Annotated in this window: 16 protein-coding genes; 6 read left to right on the forward strand and 10 right to left on the reverse strand. The window is 67.7% G+C overall.

All coding sequences use genetic code 11. From position 1 onward, the window contains the following. Positions 1-95 precede the first annotated feature (95 nt). From V9K99_RS20860 to V9K99_RS20880, 5 genes are all read right to left on the reverse strand, one after another. Positions 96-848 (reverse strand): succinate dehydrogenase/fumarate reductase iron-sulfur subunit, encoded by a 753-nt coding sequence (locus V9K99_RS20860; RefSeq protein ID WP_337007324.1) that lies wholly within the window; start codon positions 846-848, stop codon positions 96-98. Continuing rightward, a complete protein-coding gene (locus tag V9K99_RS20865) occupies positions 845-2,722 on the reverse strand; it encodes a fumarate reductase/succinate dehydrogenase flavoprotein subunit (RefSeq protein WP_337007322.1) in 1,878 nt (625 codons plus the stop codon). Before V9K99_RS20865 ends, V9K99_RS20860 begins: the two co-directional genes overlap by 4 nt. 31 nt (positions 2,723-2,753) lie before the next feature. Continuing rightward, the gene (locus V9K99_RS20870; RefSeq protein WP_337007320.1) at positions 2,754-3,554 is read right to left on the reverse strand and encodes a hypothetical protein; all 801 of its coding nucleotides are present in this window, start codon (positions 3,552-3,554) and stop codon (positions 2,754-2,756) included. A 79-nt stretch (positions 3,555-3,633) separates the two neighbouring features. After that, positions 3,634-3,942 (reverse strand): hypothetical protein, encoded by a 309-nt coding sequence (locus tag V9K99_RS20875; RefSeq protein WP_337007319.1) that lies wholly within the window; start codon positions 3,940-3,942, stop codon positions 3,634-3,636. A gap of 107 nt (positions 3,943-4,049) precedes the next feature. Further along, complete coding sequence (locus V9K99_RS20880; protein WP_337007317.1) at positions 4,050-4,676, reverse strand: hypothetical protein; 627 nt, start codon at positions 4,674-4,676, stop codon at positions 4,050-4,052. A 60-nt stretch (positions 4,677-4,736) separates the two neighbouring features. Here V9K99_RS20880 and V9K99_RS20885 point away from each other — a divergent pair, with 60 nt between their 5' ends. The 5 genes from V9K99_RS20885 (at position 4,737) to V9K99_RS20905 (ending at position 8,966) form a co-directional block, all read left to right on the forward strand. After that, entirely contained in the window at positions 4,737-5,105 is a 369-nt protein-coding gene (locus tag V9K99_RS20885) for a (deoxy)nucleoside triphosphate pyrophosphohydrolase (RefSeq protein ID WP_337007315.1), read from the forward strand. A 130-nt stretch (positions 5,106-5,235) separates the two neighbouring features. Continuing rightward, complete coding sequence (locus V9K99_RS20890) at positions 5,236-5,532, forward strand: LuxR C-terminal-related transcriptional regulator (RefSeq protein WP_337007313.1); 297 nt, start codon at positions 5,236-5,238, stop codon at positions 5,530-5,532. Positions 5,533-5,585: 53 nt separating this feature from the next. Continuing rightward, positions 5,586-6,500, forward strand: coding sequence for an N-acetyl-1-D-myo-inositol-2-amino-2-deoxy-alpha-D-glucopyranoside deacetylase (mshB, locus tag V9K99_RS20895; RefSeq protein WP_337007311.1), 915 nt, complete (start codon positions 5,586-5,588; stop codon positions 6,498-6,500). 45 nt (positions 6,501-6,545) lie between these two features. Next, positions 6,546-7,064: a flavin reductase family protein gene (locus V9K99_RS20900; protein ID WP_337007310.1), complete on the forward strand. Its 519-nt coding sequence runs from the start codon at positions 6,546-6,548 to the stop codon at positions 7,062-7,064. Positions 7,065-7,190: 126 nt separating this feature from the next. Then, the gene (locus tag V9K99_RS20905) at positions 7,191-8,966 is read left to right on the forward strand and encodes a VanW family protein (protein ID WP_337007309.1); all 1,776 of its coding nucleotides are present in this window, start codon (positions 7,191-7,193) and stop codon (positions 8,964-8,966) included. Positions 8,967-9,034: 68 nt separating this feature from the next. Here the strand turns inward: V9K99_RS20905 and V9K99_RS20910 are convergent, their stop codons facing one another. After that, positions 9,035-9,460, reverse strand: coding sequence for a type II toxin-antitoxin system PemK/MazF family toxin (locus V9K99_RS20910; protein WP_337007307.1), 426 nt, complete (start codon positions 9,458-9,460; stop codon positions 9,035-9,037). Between the two features lie 11 nt (positions 9,461-9,471). Continuing rightward, entirely contained in the window at positions 9,472-10,410 is a 939-nt protein-coding gene (locus V9K99_RS20915; protein WP_443137095.1) for a GNAT family N-acetyltransferase, read from the reverse strand. Between the two features lie 115 nt (positions 10,411-10,525). Between V9K99_RS20915 and fdxA the strand changes: the two genes are divergently transcribed. Further along, entirely contained in the window at positions 10,526-10,852 is a 327-nt protein-coding gene (gene fdxA / locus V9K99_RS20925) for a ferredoxin (protein WP_337007300.1), read from the forward strand. A 44-nt stretch (positions 10,853-10,896) separates the two neighbouring features. On the opposite strand, the gene V9K99_RS20930 is transcribed toward fdxA, so the two are convergent. The 3 genes from V9K99_RS20930 to dapD all read right to left on the reverse strand — a co-directional run bounded on the left by V9K99_RS20930 (position 10,897) and on the right by dapD (position 13,490). Further along, positions 10,897-11,397 carry a hypothetical protein gene (locus V9K99_RS20930; protein ID WP_337007297.1) on the reverse strand — a complete coding sequence of 167 codons (501 nt, stop codon included), beginning with the start codon at positions 11,395-11,397 and terminating at the stop codon, positions 10,897-10,899. A 41-nt stretch (positions 11,398-11,438) separates the two neighbouring features. After that, on the reverse strand, positions 11,439-12,416 hold the full coding sequence (locus V9K99_RS20935) for a hypothetical protein (RefSeq protein WP_337007295.1): 978 nt from the start codon (positions 12,414-12,416) through the stop codon (positions 11,439-11,441). 132 nt (positions 12,417-12,548) lie between these two features. Beyond that, the gene (gene dapD / locus V9K99_RS20940) at positions 12,549-13,490 is read right to left on the reverse strand and encodes a 2,3,4,5-tetrahydropyridine-2,6-dicarboxylate N-succinyltransferase (protein WP_337007293.1); all 942 of its coding nucleotides are present in this window, start codon (positions 13,488-13,490) and stop codon (positions 12,549-12,551) included. Between the last annotated feature and the right edge of the window lie 94 nt (positions 13,491-13,584).

Below are 13,584 nucleotides of genomic sequence, written 5' to 3' on the forward strand. Positions count from 1 at the left end.
GGTGGTGAGCGGGTTGTGCCGGGTCACCCATGCGATGGAGGTGCCCCTGAACTGCAGAGAGCCCCCGGCGGAACACCGAGGGCTCTCTCAGACAGCTACGCCGGGCGGCGGCGGATCTTGTTGCCGAGCCAGACCAGTGGGTCGTACTTGCGGTCGGCAACGCGTTCCTTCATCGGGATCAGCGCGTTGTCGGTGATCTTGATGTGCTCGGGGCACACCTCGGTGCAGCACTTGGTGATGTTGCAGTAGCCGAGACCGTGCTGGTCCTGGGCCTCGTGCTGCCGGTCGGCAGCGTCGAGCGGGTGCATGTCCAGCTCGGCGATCCGCATCAGGAACCGGGGACCGGAGAAGTTCTCCTTGTTCTCCTCGTGGTCCCGGATCACGTGACAGGTGTTCTGGCACAGGAAGCACTCGATGCACTTGCGGAACTCCTGCGAGCGCTCCACGTCGACCTGCTGCATCCGGTACTCACCCGGCTTCACGTCCACCGGCGGCGTGAAGGCCGGGATCTCCCGGGCCTTGGTGTAGTTGTACGAGACGTCGGTGACGAGGTCCCGCATCACCGGGAAGGTGCGCATCGGGGTGACGGTGACGACCTCGTCCTCGGCGAATGTGTTCATCCGGCACATGCACATCAGCTTCGGCATGCCGTTGATCTCGGCGCTGCAGGAGCCGCACTTGCCGGCCTTGCAGTTCCACCGGACCGCCAGATCCGGAGCCTGCGTCGCCTGCAGCCGGTGGATGACGTCGAGGACGACCTCGCCCTCGTTCACCTCGACCTCGTAGTCCTTGAGGTCACCACCCTCGGAGTCTCCGCGCCAGACGCGGAATTTCCCTTTGTAACTCATCTGGCGGGCAACTCCTCTTCGGTCAGGTACTTCTTCAGCTCGTCCAGTTCGAACAGTTCCAGCAGGTCGTCACGCATCGGGATCTGGTCCTTCTGGACCACGTTCACCCCGCCGTCGGCGTCGAGCGAGCAGACCAGCAGCAGCTTGCGCCACTCGGCGTTCATGCCCGGGTAGTCGTCCCGGGTGTGACCGCCGCGCGACTCCTGCCGCAGCAGCGCCGCCTTCGCCACGCACTCCGACACGGTCAGCATGTTGCGCAGATCGAGGGCCAGGTGCCAGCCGGGGTTGAACTGACGGTGACCCTCCACCGTCATCTTCGCGATCCGGCCGCGGAACTCGGCCAGCCGGCCGAGCGCCTGCTCCATCTCCTCTTCCTTGCGGATGATGCCGACCAGGTCGTTCATCGACTGCTGCAGTTCCTGGTGGATCGTGTACGGGTTCTCGCCGCCCTCGAGCTCGAACGGCGCCAGCGCGTCGGCCGCCGCCGCGTCGATGTCGTCCTCGGAGATCTTCGGCCGGCCCTGCAGCGAGTCGACGTACATCGCCGCACCCATCCCGGCGCGGCGGCCGAACACCAGCAGGTCGGACAGCGAGTTGCCGCCCAGCCGGTTCGACCCGTGCATCCCGCCCGCGACCTCACCAGCCGCGAACAGGCCCGGTACGACGGACTGCGCAGTGTCCGGGTCGACCTCGACGCCGCCCATCACGTAGTGACAGGTCGGGCCGACCTCCATCGGCTCGGCGGTGATGTCGACGTCCGCCAGCTCCTTGAACTGGTGGTGCATCGACGGCAGCCGCCGGGTGATCTCCTCGGCCGGCAGCCGGGACGACACATCCAGGAAGACCCCGCCGTGCGGCGTACCGCGACCGGCCTTCACCTCGGAGTTGATCGCCCGGGCCACCTCGTCACGCGGCAGCAGCTCCGGTGGCCGCCGGTTGTTGTCCGGGTCCTTGTACCAGCGGTCCGCCTCCTCCTCGGTCTCCGCGTACTGCGCCCGGAACACGTCCGGCACGTACTCGAACATGAACCGCTTGCCCTCGGAGTTCTTCAGTACGCCGCCGTCGCCGCGGACCGACTCGGTGACCAGGATCCCCTTCACCGACGGCGGCCAGACCATGCCGGTCGGGTGGAACTGGATGAACTCCATGTTGATCAGCGTCGCGCCGGCCCGCATCGCCAGCGCGTGCCCGTCACCGGTGTACTCCCAGGAGTTCGAGGTGACCTTGAACGACTTGCCGACCCCGCCGGTCGCGAGGATCACGGCCGGTGCGTCGAACAGGATGAACCGGCCGGACTCGCGCCAGTAGCCGAAGGCACCGGAGATCGCGTCGCCGTCCTTGAGCAGTTCGGTGACGGTGCACTCGGCGTACACCTTGAGGTTGGCCTCGTAGTCGCCGGTCTCGCGGAAGTCCTCCTGCTGCAGCGAGACGATCTTCTGCTGCAGGGTCCGGATCAGCTCCAGGCCGGTCCGGTCGCCGACGTGGGCGAGCCGCGGGTAGGTGTGGCCGCCGAAGTTGCGCTGGCTGATCCGGCCGTCCGGGGTCCGGTCGAACAGGGCGCCGTACGTCTCGAGTTCCCAGACCCGGTCCGGGGCCTCCTGGGCGTGCAGCTCGGCCATCCGCCAGTTGTTCAGGAACTTGCCGCCGCGCATCGTGTCGCGGTAGTGGACCTGCCAGTTGTCGTTCGAGTTCGCGTTGCCCATCGCGGCCGCGCAGCCGCCCTCGGCCATCACGGTGTGTGCCTTGCCGAACAGCGACTTGCACACGATCGCGGTGCGCTTGCCCTGTTCGCGGGCCTCGATCGCCGCGCGCAGACCGGCGCCGCCGGCCCCGATCACGACGACGTCGTAGGAGTGTCGTTCGAGCTCAGTCATGACAGAGAAAGTCCCAAAGAATAGATGCTGCTCAGTTGAAGATGCGCAGGTCGGAGAACCAGCCGGCCGAGACCGCCATGATGTAGGCGTCGGTCAGGATCACGGTGAACAGCGACGTCATCGCGAACGTGCCGTGCTTGGGGTTCAGCTTGGACACGAAGGTCCAGTACCGGTAGCGCAGCGGGTGCTTGGAGAAGTTCTTCAGCCGGCCGCCGACGATGTGCCGGCAGGCGTGGCAGGACAGCGTGTACAGCCAGAGCATCACCAGGTTGACCCAGATGATCACCGTGCCCAGGCCGATGCCGAAGCCGCCGTCCTTGCCGTGGAAGGCGAGGATGCCGTCGTACACGTTGAGCAGACCGAAGATCAGCGCGCCGTAGAAGAAGTAGCGGTGCAGGTTCAGCGCGATCAGCGGGAACTTGCGCTCACCGGTGTACTTCTTGTGCGGCTCCGGGACCGCGCAGGCGGCCGGTGCGAAGAACAGCGACCGGTAGCCCGCCTTGCGGTAGTAGTAGCAGGTGCCGCGGAAGCCGGCCAGCACCGCGAAGGTGATGATGCTCAGCGGCAGGAACACCGGGAACTTGGGGAACCAGGTGCCCAGGTGACTGGAGCCCTCGACACAGGAGTCGCTGATGCAGGGGGAGTACAGCGGGGTGAGGTAATGGTAGTCGTCGACCCAGTACCACTTGTTCATGAAGATCCGGACCGTCGCGTAGACGATGAAGAAGCCCAGGATCACCCCGATCCGCAGCGGCGCCAGCCACCAGCGATCGGTTCGTGCGGTTTTCAGCCCGATCTGCGCGCGACCGGGTGCGCTTACTCCAGTCGCCATCAGAATCGTCCTCGCTTCGCTGCGGGCGATTCTGCTGGCGACTCGCCGCTGTGTTCAATTGTTCTCTCGCTGCGCTCGATCACGGGGCGTGCCTGTCCGGCGCGCCGAAGCCTTCGTGCTCCGCGTCTGTCCACATGGACGCGTCATACTCCACGTCGGGAATCTCCTCGAGTTCCTCCGGAACAGGTCCGGGTCTGTGACGGGGGTCGGGAGGGCCGAGCTCGGCCAGATCGTCGTTCAGCCTGGCCACGTCCGACACCAACCGGCGGATGCCGAGGGTGTCACCGTACTCCTGACTGAGTTTCCCGACGGCTGCATGCAGCGTCTCGAGCGCGCGGACGACTGCGGCAACGCCGCTGTTGCCCCCGCTATTGAACTCAGCACCCATGCCGACTCCAGTGATTGTTTTGTAGCTGTCAGTATGGGCACACTTTGCCCCTGCCAGGCGCCCAACGGAAGACCCTTCGGTACGGCGTGTTTCTAGTAAGGCTTACCTCAGTTGCCGAGCGCCGTCGGGTGCAGTAATGGAGTGAATCCCGCCTTCAGTACAACGAGATTCGCCGGTGGCGTGAGTACGGCGACCTCGTGCAGCCCGGGTGGCCGGACCGGATCGCCGTACCCCTGCCAGGACCAGGGCAGCACGTGGCGGTCGAGGATCAGGGCCGGGCGGCCGTCGTACCGGATCATCGCGCCGTCAGGGAGTTCGTCGAGCTCCCGGATGGTGGTGCGTTGCTGCCGGGTGCGTGGGTCGACGCGCTCGAGGTGGAGTTGTGCGTCCATCGCCGCAGCTCGCGGTCGCTCGTCCAGACCGCGACCGCTGGCCCACGCACCGGCGTACAGGAGGAAGTCCCTGCGGCGGCAGTAGTGGCACGGGCGATGGCCGGCCGCGAGGGCGACGGCCTCGTCGAAGAAGAACAGTGCGGTCCAGCGTCCCGGCGGCATCGGATCGCGCCGAACGCCCTTCCAGTCAAGGACGCAGCAGATCCACGCCTTGGATCGCCAGCGGGTGGTGCCGAGGCTGCGGTCGGGTCCGTGCAGCCTGCCGCGGTTGCCCATCAGCAGGCCGCGGCCCGGCTCGGCCACGATCTCCTGAGTGGGCAAAACCCTGTTCTGCAACGGCATACGGCTCATCCTGCCGGAGGCCGTCGACAGTTTTGCTTGTATTTGTGGAAGAGTCGCCGCGTGCAGACAGTCGTTGGAGTGGCCGTGATCCGGGCTGGTCTGGTGCTGGCGGCGTACCGGCCCGGACCTGACGGCGGGTGGGAGTTCCCGGGCGGCAAGGTCGAGCCGGGGGAGACCGAGGAACAGGCGGCGGTCCGGGAGATCCGCGAGGAACTCGACCTGGAGATCAAGATCGGGGCGTCACTCGGCCCGCCGGTCGGCATCTCCGAGCGCTATCGATTGCACGTCTACCTGGCCTCGATCGTGGCCGGGGAGCCGGTACTGCGGGAGCACGCGGAGCTCCGGTGGTTCGCCTGGGACGAGCTGGACGAGTCGGTGTGGCTGGTGCCGGACCGGCCGTTCGTCCGGGAGTTGCGCCGGCACCTCTGACAGTGGCTCTGAGTGGCGGAAGTCACATTGTCGATGAACTGTATGGGTCAACTGTATGGGTTGTACCTGGTGGGCGGTCTGGACCGAACGGGAGAATCTCCTCATCTGCACACACGGGGAGGAGTGAGGAATGTCGGTCTACCAGGTCGTCCCCGCGGTATCGAGGGACGACGTCGCCCCGGAGATCGTCTGTGATGTCTACGAGCTGGGGTCGCGACGGCGTGTCCCGGCGGCGGTGAAGGAGCTGACCAGTCGTCAGGTGGCGATCGGCCGGATGATGTCCACCGGCGCCAAGGACGCGGCGATCGCCCGCGAGCTGGGCCTGTCGCTGCGCACGGTCCGGGCCGAGATCAGTGCCCTGATCGCCGGTCTCGGTGCCAAGTCGCGCTTCCAGGCCGGCTGCCTGCTCGTCCGCCGCTTCGGCTGACCACCCTGCCAGGCACCCCGTTTTCTGTCCGAACGGCGACGTAGGCTTTCGGCATGAGTGAGCTTCCTGATCGCCGGCTGTTGCTGGTGCACGCCCACCCGGACGACGAGACGATCAACAACGGCGTGACGATGGCGCGCTACGTGGCCGAGGGTGCCGCGGTCACGCTGATCACCTGCACGCTCGGTGAAGAGGGTGAGGTGCTCGTCCCGGACCTGACCCACCTGGCCTCCGATCAGACCGACCAGCTCGGCGAGCACCGGATCGGTGAGCTCGCCGCCGCGATGGCCGAGCTCGGCGTCACCGACCACCGCTTCCTCGGCGGGCCCGGCAAGTACCGCGACACCGGGATGATCTACAACGACGAGGGCAACGCCGACGTCCCGCCGGACACCCGGAAGGACAGCTTCTGGCAGGCCGACCTGCTCGAGGCGGCGAACGACCTGATCCCGGTCATCCGCGAGACCCGGCCCCAGGTGCTGGTGACCTACGACCAGTACGGCAACTACGGCCACCCCGACCACATCCAGGCGCATCGCGTCGCCATGTACGCGGCCGCGCTCGCCGCCGCCCCGTCGTACCGGGAGGATCTCGGGGCGGCCTGGGACATCCCGAAGATCTACTGGGTGGCGATGGCCGAGTCCGGGATGCGGGAGAGTCTGCGGAAGCTGCGCGAGTCGGGTGACACGACGACGTTCGAGGGGCTGGATCCGGACGGGCCGCTCGGGCCGTTCGTCACCCCGGACAGGTACATCGACTGTGTCATCGAGGCCGGGGAGTTCCTGGACCAGAAGATGACCGCGATGAAGGCGCACGCCACCCAGATCACGGTCGACGGCCCGTTCTTCGCGTTGTCGAACAACAACGGCAACGAGATCTGGGGCTCGGAGGCGTACCGGCTGGTCAAGGGGACGGCCGCGCCCGGCCCGGACGGGGTGGAGCACGATCTGTTCGCCGGTCTTGAGTGACGGGATCCACATGCTGGGATGAGGCATCGGGCATAGGCTGCTGAGGTGTCGTCCTCGGACCCCAGTGGGAGTGTGGCGCCCGCGGAGTTCCGTGCGGCGCTGGGACGGTTCGCGTCCGGGATCACCATCATGAGCACGCTCCAGGACGGGGTCGCGCACGCGATGACGGCGAACGCGTTCACGTCCCTCTCGCTCGATCCGCCGCTGGTGCTGGTCTGCGTCGACAAGGGTGTCCGGATGCATGCCGCGGTCCAGGAGTGCGGGTACTGGGCGATGTCGGTGCTCGCCGCGGACCAGCAGCCGATCGCCGACCGGTTCGCCCGGTCGGGCCGGGATCTGTACACCCAGTTCGACGGCATCGGTACGACGGCCGGCCCGAAGACCGGCTGCCCAGTGATCGAGGGAGCGCTCTCGTGGCTGGAGTGCCGGACCTGGGCGACGTACGACGGTGGCGACCACACGATCGTGGTCGGGGAGGTCCTCAGCCTGGGCGTTCCCGAGTCTGACGATCACGCAGCGTTGATCTACTACGCCGGCGGTTACCGAGAGCTACCAGGCCTCTAGGTCCGGACGGGCGGGCCGGGCCTGCCCCGACGGTCGGAGTGGGCTGCCCCTTCCCGTAGGATGTGCCCTTGTGCCCCGTGCGGGCGCAGCCTGTGTACACGGCTTCGAGCAGGAGGACTCTGTCCGGTGGGGAGAAAGCAGCTCGCGGGGATCATCGCCGCGGCGGGGCTTGGTGTGCTCGTGGTGGGGTACGGGGCGGCGTTCGCGTTCGCCGGTGACAAGATCCCCGGCGACACGACCGTGCTCGGCATCCTGCTCGGCGGCCTGTCCGAGAAAGACGCCAAGGCGAAGCTCGAGGCCGGCCTGAAGGACCGCCTGGCCCAGCCGGTCACGCTGAAGGCGGGTGAGTCGACGTACAAGGTGGACCCGGTCGAGGCCGGGCTCAGCGTGGACGTCGATGCAACCGTCGATGCCACGGGCGCGGGCCGCAGCCTGGCCCCGGGCCACATCTGGCAGGCCCTCACCGGTGGTGACGCGGTCCAGCCGGTGATCAAGAAGGACGACACGAAGCTGCAGGCGGCCATCGCCAAGCTCGCGAAGCAGGTGAACCGGCCGGCCACCGAGGGCACCATCACGTTCAAGGACGCCAAGCCGGTCCAGCACGCGCCGGCCGACGGGCTGCAGCTGGACAACGCGAAGGCGACCAGCACGCTGCTCGCCGCGTACCCGGCCGACGCCACGCCGGACGAGCTCGCCGTCGCGGTGACCAAGCCGCAGGCCGGGACCGAGGCGATCGAGAAGGCGATGACGGAGTACGCCGAACCGGCGATGTCGGGCCCGATCCGGCTGACCGTCGGGTCGAAGTCGGTCGAGTTGCGGCCGTCCGAGATCGCACCGGCGCTGACGCTCACGGCCACGAACGGCGAGTTCACCCCGACGCTGAACCGCAAGGTGCTCGAGCCGCTGTTCCAGGAGCGGTTCAAGGCGCTGGAGACGCTGCCGAAGGACGCGACGGTGCAGATCGTCGGCGCCGGGCCGAAGGTGATCCCGGCCGTCGACGGCATGGTGGTGGACCGGGCCAAGGTGCTGCCGGCGATCATCGCGATCCTGCCCAAGCCGGTCGGCGAGCGGCGGGCCGCGGTCCCCCTCACCCAGACCAAGGCGGCGGTGACCACCGAGGCCGCGTCGGCGCTCGGGATCAAGGAAGTGATGGGGCAGTTCACCACCCAGTTCCCGCACGCGCCGTACCGCAACGTCAACATCGGCACCGCGGCGCGCAAGATCAACGGCACGCTGCTGAAGTCGAACGAGATGTTCAGCCTGAACAAGATCGTCGGTGAGCGGACCAAGGAGAACGGGTTCACCGAGGGCAACATCATCAGCGGCGGCAAGTTCGTCCTGGACCTCGGCGGCGGCGTCTCGCAGTCGGCCACGACCACCTTCAACGCGGCCTTCTTCGCCGGGCTGAAGGATGTCGAGCACAAGGCGCACAGCGTCTACATCAGCCGCTACCCGATCGGCCGGGAGGCGACCGTCGCCTGGCCGTCGGTGGACATGAAGTTCCTGAACGACTCCGGTCACGGGATCTTGGTGCAGACGATCTTCAAGGCGTCCACGCCGGGCAGCGCCGGCAGCATCACGGTGAAGATCTGGGGCACCAAGGTCTGGGACATCACCGCGGGGCAGTCGGGCAAGACGAACCCCCGGCAGCCGAAGGTGGTCTACAACACCGCTGCCGACTGCCGCCCGCAGGCGCCGACCGCCGGGTTCGACATCACCGTCTACCGGTACTTCGCGCAGAACGGCGTCCGGAAGAAGACCGAGTCCTTCGTGACCAAGTACAACGCGGCCGACGACATCCGCTGCGGCCCCAAGCCCGGTACCACCCCGCCGCCCGCCAGCACCACCCCACCAGGCATGGGCAGGCCCACCACCGGCGCCACCACCCGCCCACCGAACTGATCCACCCAGTTACGTCCGAAGAACTGAGGCCTATAGCCCACACTTCTTCGGACGTAACTGGTCTGTGGTCAGTTCTGCAGTTGGGCCGCGATCTGGTTGAAGAGGTCTTCGCCGATCACCGCGCCCTCACGTCGTACCTGGGCCGGGTCGATCCGTAGTACCCGGTCCAGCCGGACCTCGCTGCGGCGGCCGTCCTTGTCCCAGGAGCCGCTGCCGATGTCCAGCCAGACGCGACCCCAGCGGGCCTCGTCGGCGGCATCGCGGTCGTGGTCCTTGCTGGTCAGGATCAGCGCCAGCAACCACGGCCCGTCCGACCCCACCACCAGCACCGGACGGTCCTTGCCCCGGTTGTGGTCCTCCTCGAACGGCACCCAGGTCCACACGATCTCGCCCGGATCCGCCACCCCGTCGTCCGGGTGCGGCGTGTACTCCACGTGCACCGCTCCCTCGAAGTCCCCCGCGTACTCCGGCCGCTCCGCCACGTGATCCGCCATGGGACCCGAGACTAACCGTTGGTGAGATACCTGTAGCGGTAGGCGGGCTGGTACCCGAGGTTGCTGTACGTGGTGACAGCCGCCGTGTTCTCCTCCAGGACCTCCAGGTAGGTACGACGACCGCCGAGCGGCCCTGACCAGCGGGCCAGCCCCTGGAGGAGCGCCGTACCGAGGCCTCGACGGCGGTACGACGGGTCGACCCGAATCGCGTCCACCCCGAGCCAATGGCCTGTCATCGAGCCCCGGCCGACCGCGACCGCCACGCCGTCCAGGCTGATCGAGGCGAACACGGCCTTCGGGGCACCCTCCATCACGGTCGGGGCAGGCTCGGGCACCGGCCCGTCCAACGCGGCCGCGTACCAGGCCTCATCGGGTTGCTCAGCGATCAGGACGTCGTACGCCGGGGAAGCGTTCACGTGGTCGAGGGTGGTGTGCATGACGAGGACGTCGGACTGGCCCGGGCGGGCGTCGGTCCACCCAGCGGCAATGAATTCGGCCTCCTCGGGGCTGCCGAGCCGGACCAGCGCGAGCGGTGGCAGGCCGCGCTCGTCGTAGAAGGCCTCAGCGTGCTTGAGGGCCTCGGGAATGGGCATTCCGGGGTCTCCCGCGGGCAGCAGCGAGTTGGCCCGGCCGGTCCAACCCGACGATGCCCGCAGCAACCACTGGCCGACGTACGACGTTTCGACCGCGGGCCGGCCCAGTGCGGTGGTGAGGAAGAGCTGCTCCACGTCGACCGGCCGCAGCGGCATCTCCGGGATCGTTTTCGCCGCTGTCACATCGCTGACATGAATCTCGTGCAGACTGCTGTCAACGTGGCGAACGACAAGGCCTTCGGGGTCCCAGGACTGCAGTACGCCGATCACGTCGGTGAGCCCGCCCGGTATCCGGTGCCGGACGACGACACGGTGGCCGATATCACGGGCCTTAAGTCCCGTTTTGGGGCCTGACACGATGCGGACTCCTGGCAGAGTGGGCGAAGTACTACCGTGATACTAGATACCTGCATCACAGCATCGCAGCACCCCAAGACCAGCGCTGCGCTTGCCTGCCATAGGAGGAGTAGCAGTGACCTACGTCATCGCGCAGCCGTGTGTTGACCTGAAGGACCTCGCCTGTGTCGAGGAATGCCCCGTCGACTGCATCTACGAGGGCAACCGGATGCTGTACATCCACCCTGACGAGTGCGTCGACTGCGGAGCGTGCGAGCCGGTCTGTCCGGTAGAGGCGATCTACTACGAGGACGACACTCCGGAGCAGTGGAAGGACTACTACACCGCGAACGTCGACTTCTTCAACGACCTGGGCTCTCCGGGTGGTGCGTCCAAGCTCGGCAAGATCGACAAGGACCACCCCTTCATCGAGGCCCTGCCCCCGCAGGAACACGACGAGTAAGGCTCTGAGTGCTGTCTGGGGTGGGTGTTTGCCCACCCCAGACCTCAGAACTCCGCGCGCACCGAGGCTTTGGCGAGGGCCTTCTCGTCGGCGAGCCTGAAGCCGATGGCGGCCAGGATCGAGCCGGGAACGCCCCAGACGAAGGTCGTGATCAGTGCCTCGATGACGGCCGACCGTGCGGTTGCCTCCGACGAGGCCGACATCAGGCCCGCGGCCGCATGCAAGCCACCGTCCAGGCCGACGCCGAGCAGCAGATAGCCGACGATGATCAGCAGCCGGCCGAACCGATCCCGCCCGCCGCGTTTCCTGGCCCCGCGCCAGAAGTACCGGCCGATGGTGAACACGATGATCCCCCAGAAGGCCAGCGCCATCCCGTCGGCGACCGCCACCGGCGGCCCGTCACCCCTGAACGGGTCGAAGCCCCGGACGATCTCGACCGCCGTCGCGAGTCCGTAGATGGTCAGGCCGCAGCCTGCCACGATCAACAACACACCGACCAGGTTGAACAAGACGTTCGGCCGGTGTCGTGCCCCCAGATTCTCCATGCACCCAGCGTGAGCGCCTACCTTCAGACAGTCTTCAGACGCTACTGCTCCTGGACGTCGACGTGCACATGGTCGAGGTGACGGAGGATGGCCGAATCGCCGGAGCGGGCGGGTGGGGTGTAGTCGCGCCAGCCGTTGTCGGAGCGGCGTCCGGCGGTCCAGATCTTGTCGCTGAAGATGATCGTGCGGATGTTGAGCAGCTCCGCCCGCGCGACCAGGTACTGCGCCATCGCCCAGCCCTTGGTCGTGTTGGCCGTCGACACCGGCCGCACGAAGACGTCCACTGCCCGGCCCTCGTAGTGCGCAGAGCCCTCCATGTGCCCGGACCGGATCCCGCCCGGCGCGTATCCGCCGGTCGACAGCTTCCCGAAGGTCAGCAGCAGATCCCGCCGTACGGCGTCCGCCCGCGGGGTCAACCCGTTCCGCCCCATCGTCTGGGCGTCCACCGAATCCGTGTCCACGGTGCAGCTGAAGACCGCCTTCGACTGCCCGGTCAGCGCTGACGCGAGGATCCGAGCGTCGTCTTCATGATCCGCGTAGGCGTTGGGGAACGCGCTCCGCTGCACCCGGTCGGCCGCGACTGTCACCGCGAGCTTCTGGTAGTTCGGGATCTTCACCAGCGCGTCGTAGAACTTCCCGGCCGCGTAGTGCGGATCCCGCACCTGCGCCGCCGTACCCCAGCCCTGCGACGGCCGCTGCTGGAACAACCCGAGCGAATCCCGGTCGCCGTGTGCCAGGTTCCGCAGTCCCGACTCCTGGTACGCCGTCGCCAGCGCGATCGTCGCGGCCCGCGCCGGCAACCCACGCCGTACGGCGACACCCGCGATGATCGCCGCCGACTCGGCCTGTTCCGGCTCCAGTACGACGGTCGCGCCGTTGACCGTGGCCTCGCACTGCTCCTTCGGCGGCAGCAGCGGCCCGAAGTCCTGGTTGCCGACCCACGCGATCGCGACGCCGACGGCCAGGGCCACCGCGCCCAGTGCGCTCACGGCAACGACGGCGCCCCGCTTCATCGGCATACCGCTCCCAACGTTCGGGGGCGGGGCTGGGGTTCCTGTCGTTGGGTCACGAAGTGGTTGACGTGCTGAACGTCATGATGGTTGGCGGCGTCATCCGTTTGGCGACGAGGATCATCCGTTTGGCGTAGAGCCTCACGCGTTGGCGTGGAGTGCTTCGTTGAGCGCGATGCCCTCACCCTTGCGGGGGCGAGCCTCGACGGCGCCGGTGACCGAGTTGCGGAGGTACAGCAGGCCCGGCTGGCCGGACAGGTCGCGGGCCTTGACCACGCTGCCGTCCGGGAGGGTGACCTTGGTGCCGGCGGTCACGTACAGGCCGGCCTCGACCACGCAGTCGTCGCCGAGCGAGATCCCGGTGCCGCCGTTCGCGCCGAGCAGGCAGCGCTTGCCGATCGACACGACCTGCGTGCCGCCGCCGGACAGCGTGCCCATGATCGACGAGCCGGCGCCGATGTCGCTGCCGTCGTCGACCACCACTCCGGCCACGATCCGTCCTTCGACCATCGACGTACCGAGGGTGCCGGCGTTGAAGTTGATGAATCCCTCGTGCATGACGGTGGTCCCGGCGGCCACGTGGGCGCCGAGCCGGACCCGGTCGGCGTCGGCGATCCGGACACCACTCGGGACGACGTAGTCCGTCATCCGCGGGAACTTGTCGACACTCGTCACGGTCAGGTACTGACCGGCGGCGCGCGCCCGCAGCCGGACCTGCTCGATCTCGTCGACCGGGACCGGGCCGAGTGACGTCCAGGCGTTGTTCGGCAGCGCGCCGAAGATGCCGTCCAGGTTGACCCCGTGCGGGCGAACCAGCCGGTGCGACAGCAGGTGCAGCCGCAGGTACGCGTCCGCGGTGCTGCCGTCGGGGGCCTCGTCCAGCGCGATCTCGGCCGCGACGACCTCACGCCGTACCTGCCGCAACTCGTCATTGCCCTCAGCAGCGATCAGCTCGGCAGGCGCCTTGGCGTCGGCCGGCTTGGCGCCGAGCTCAGGCGCCGGGTACCAGACATCGAGGACGGTCCCGGTGACAGTAACGGTGGCGAGGCCGAAGCCCCAGGCGTGCGTGGCGTTCTCGGTCATGCCTCCACCTCGCTGGCGCTCGGCTCCGGCACGACCGAGACCTCGACTGTGTTGTCTGTTCGCTCGCTTCGCTCGCTCATACCCAAAGCCTGCC

Origin of the sequence: Kribbella sp. CCNWLW201, assembly GCF_037203805.1 — a bacterium.
Classification (GTDB): domain Bacteria; phylum Actinomycetota; class Actinomycetes; order Propionibacteriales; family Kribbellaceae; genus Kribbella.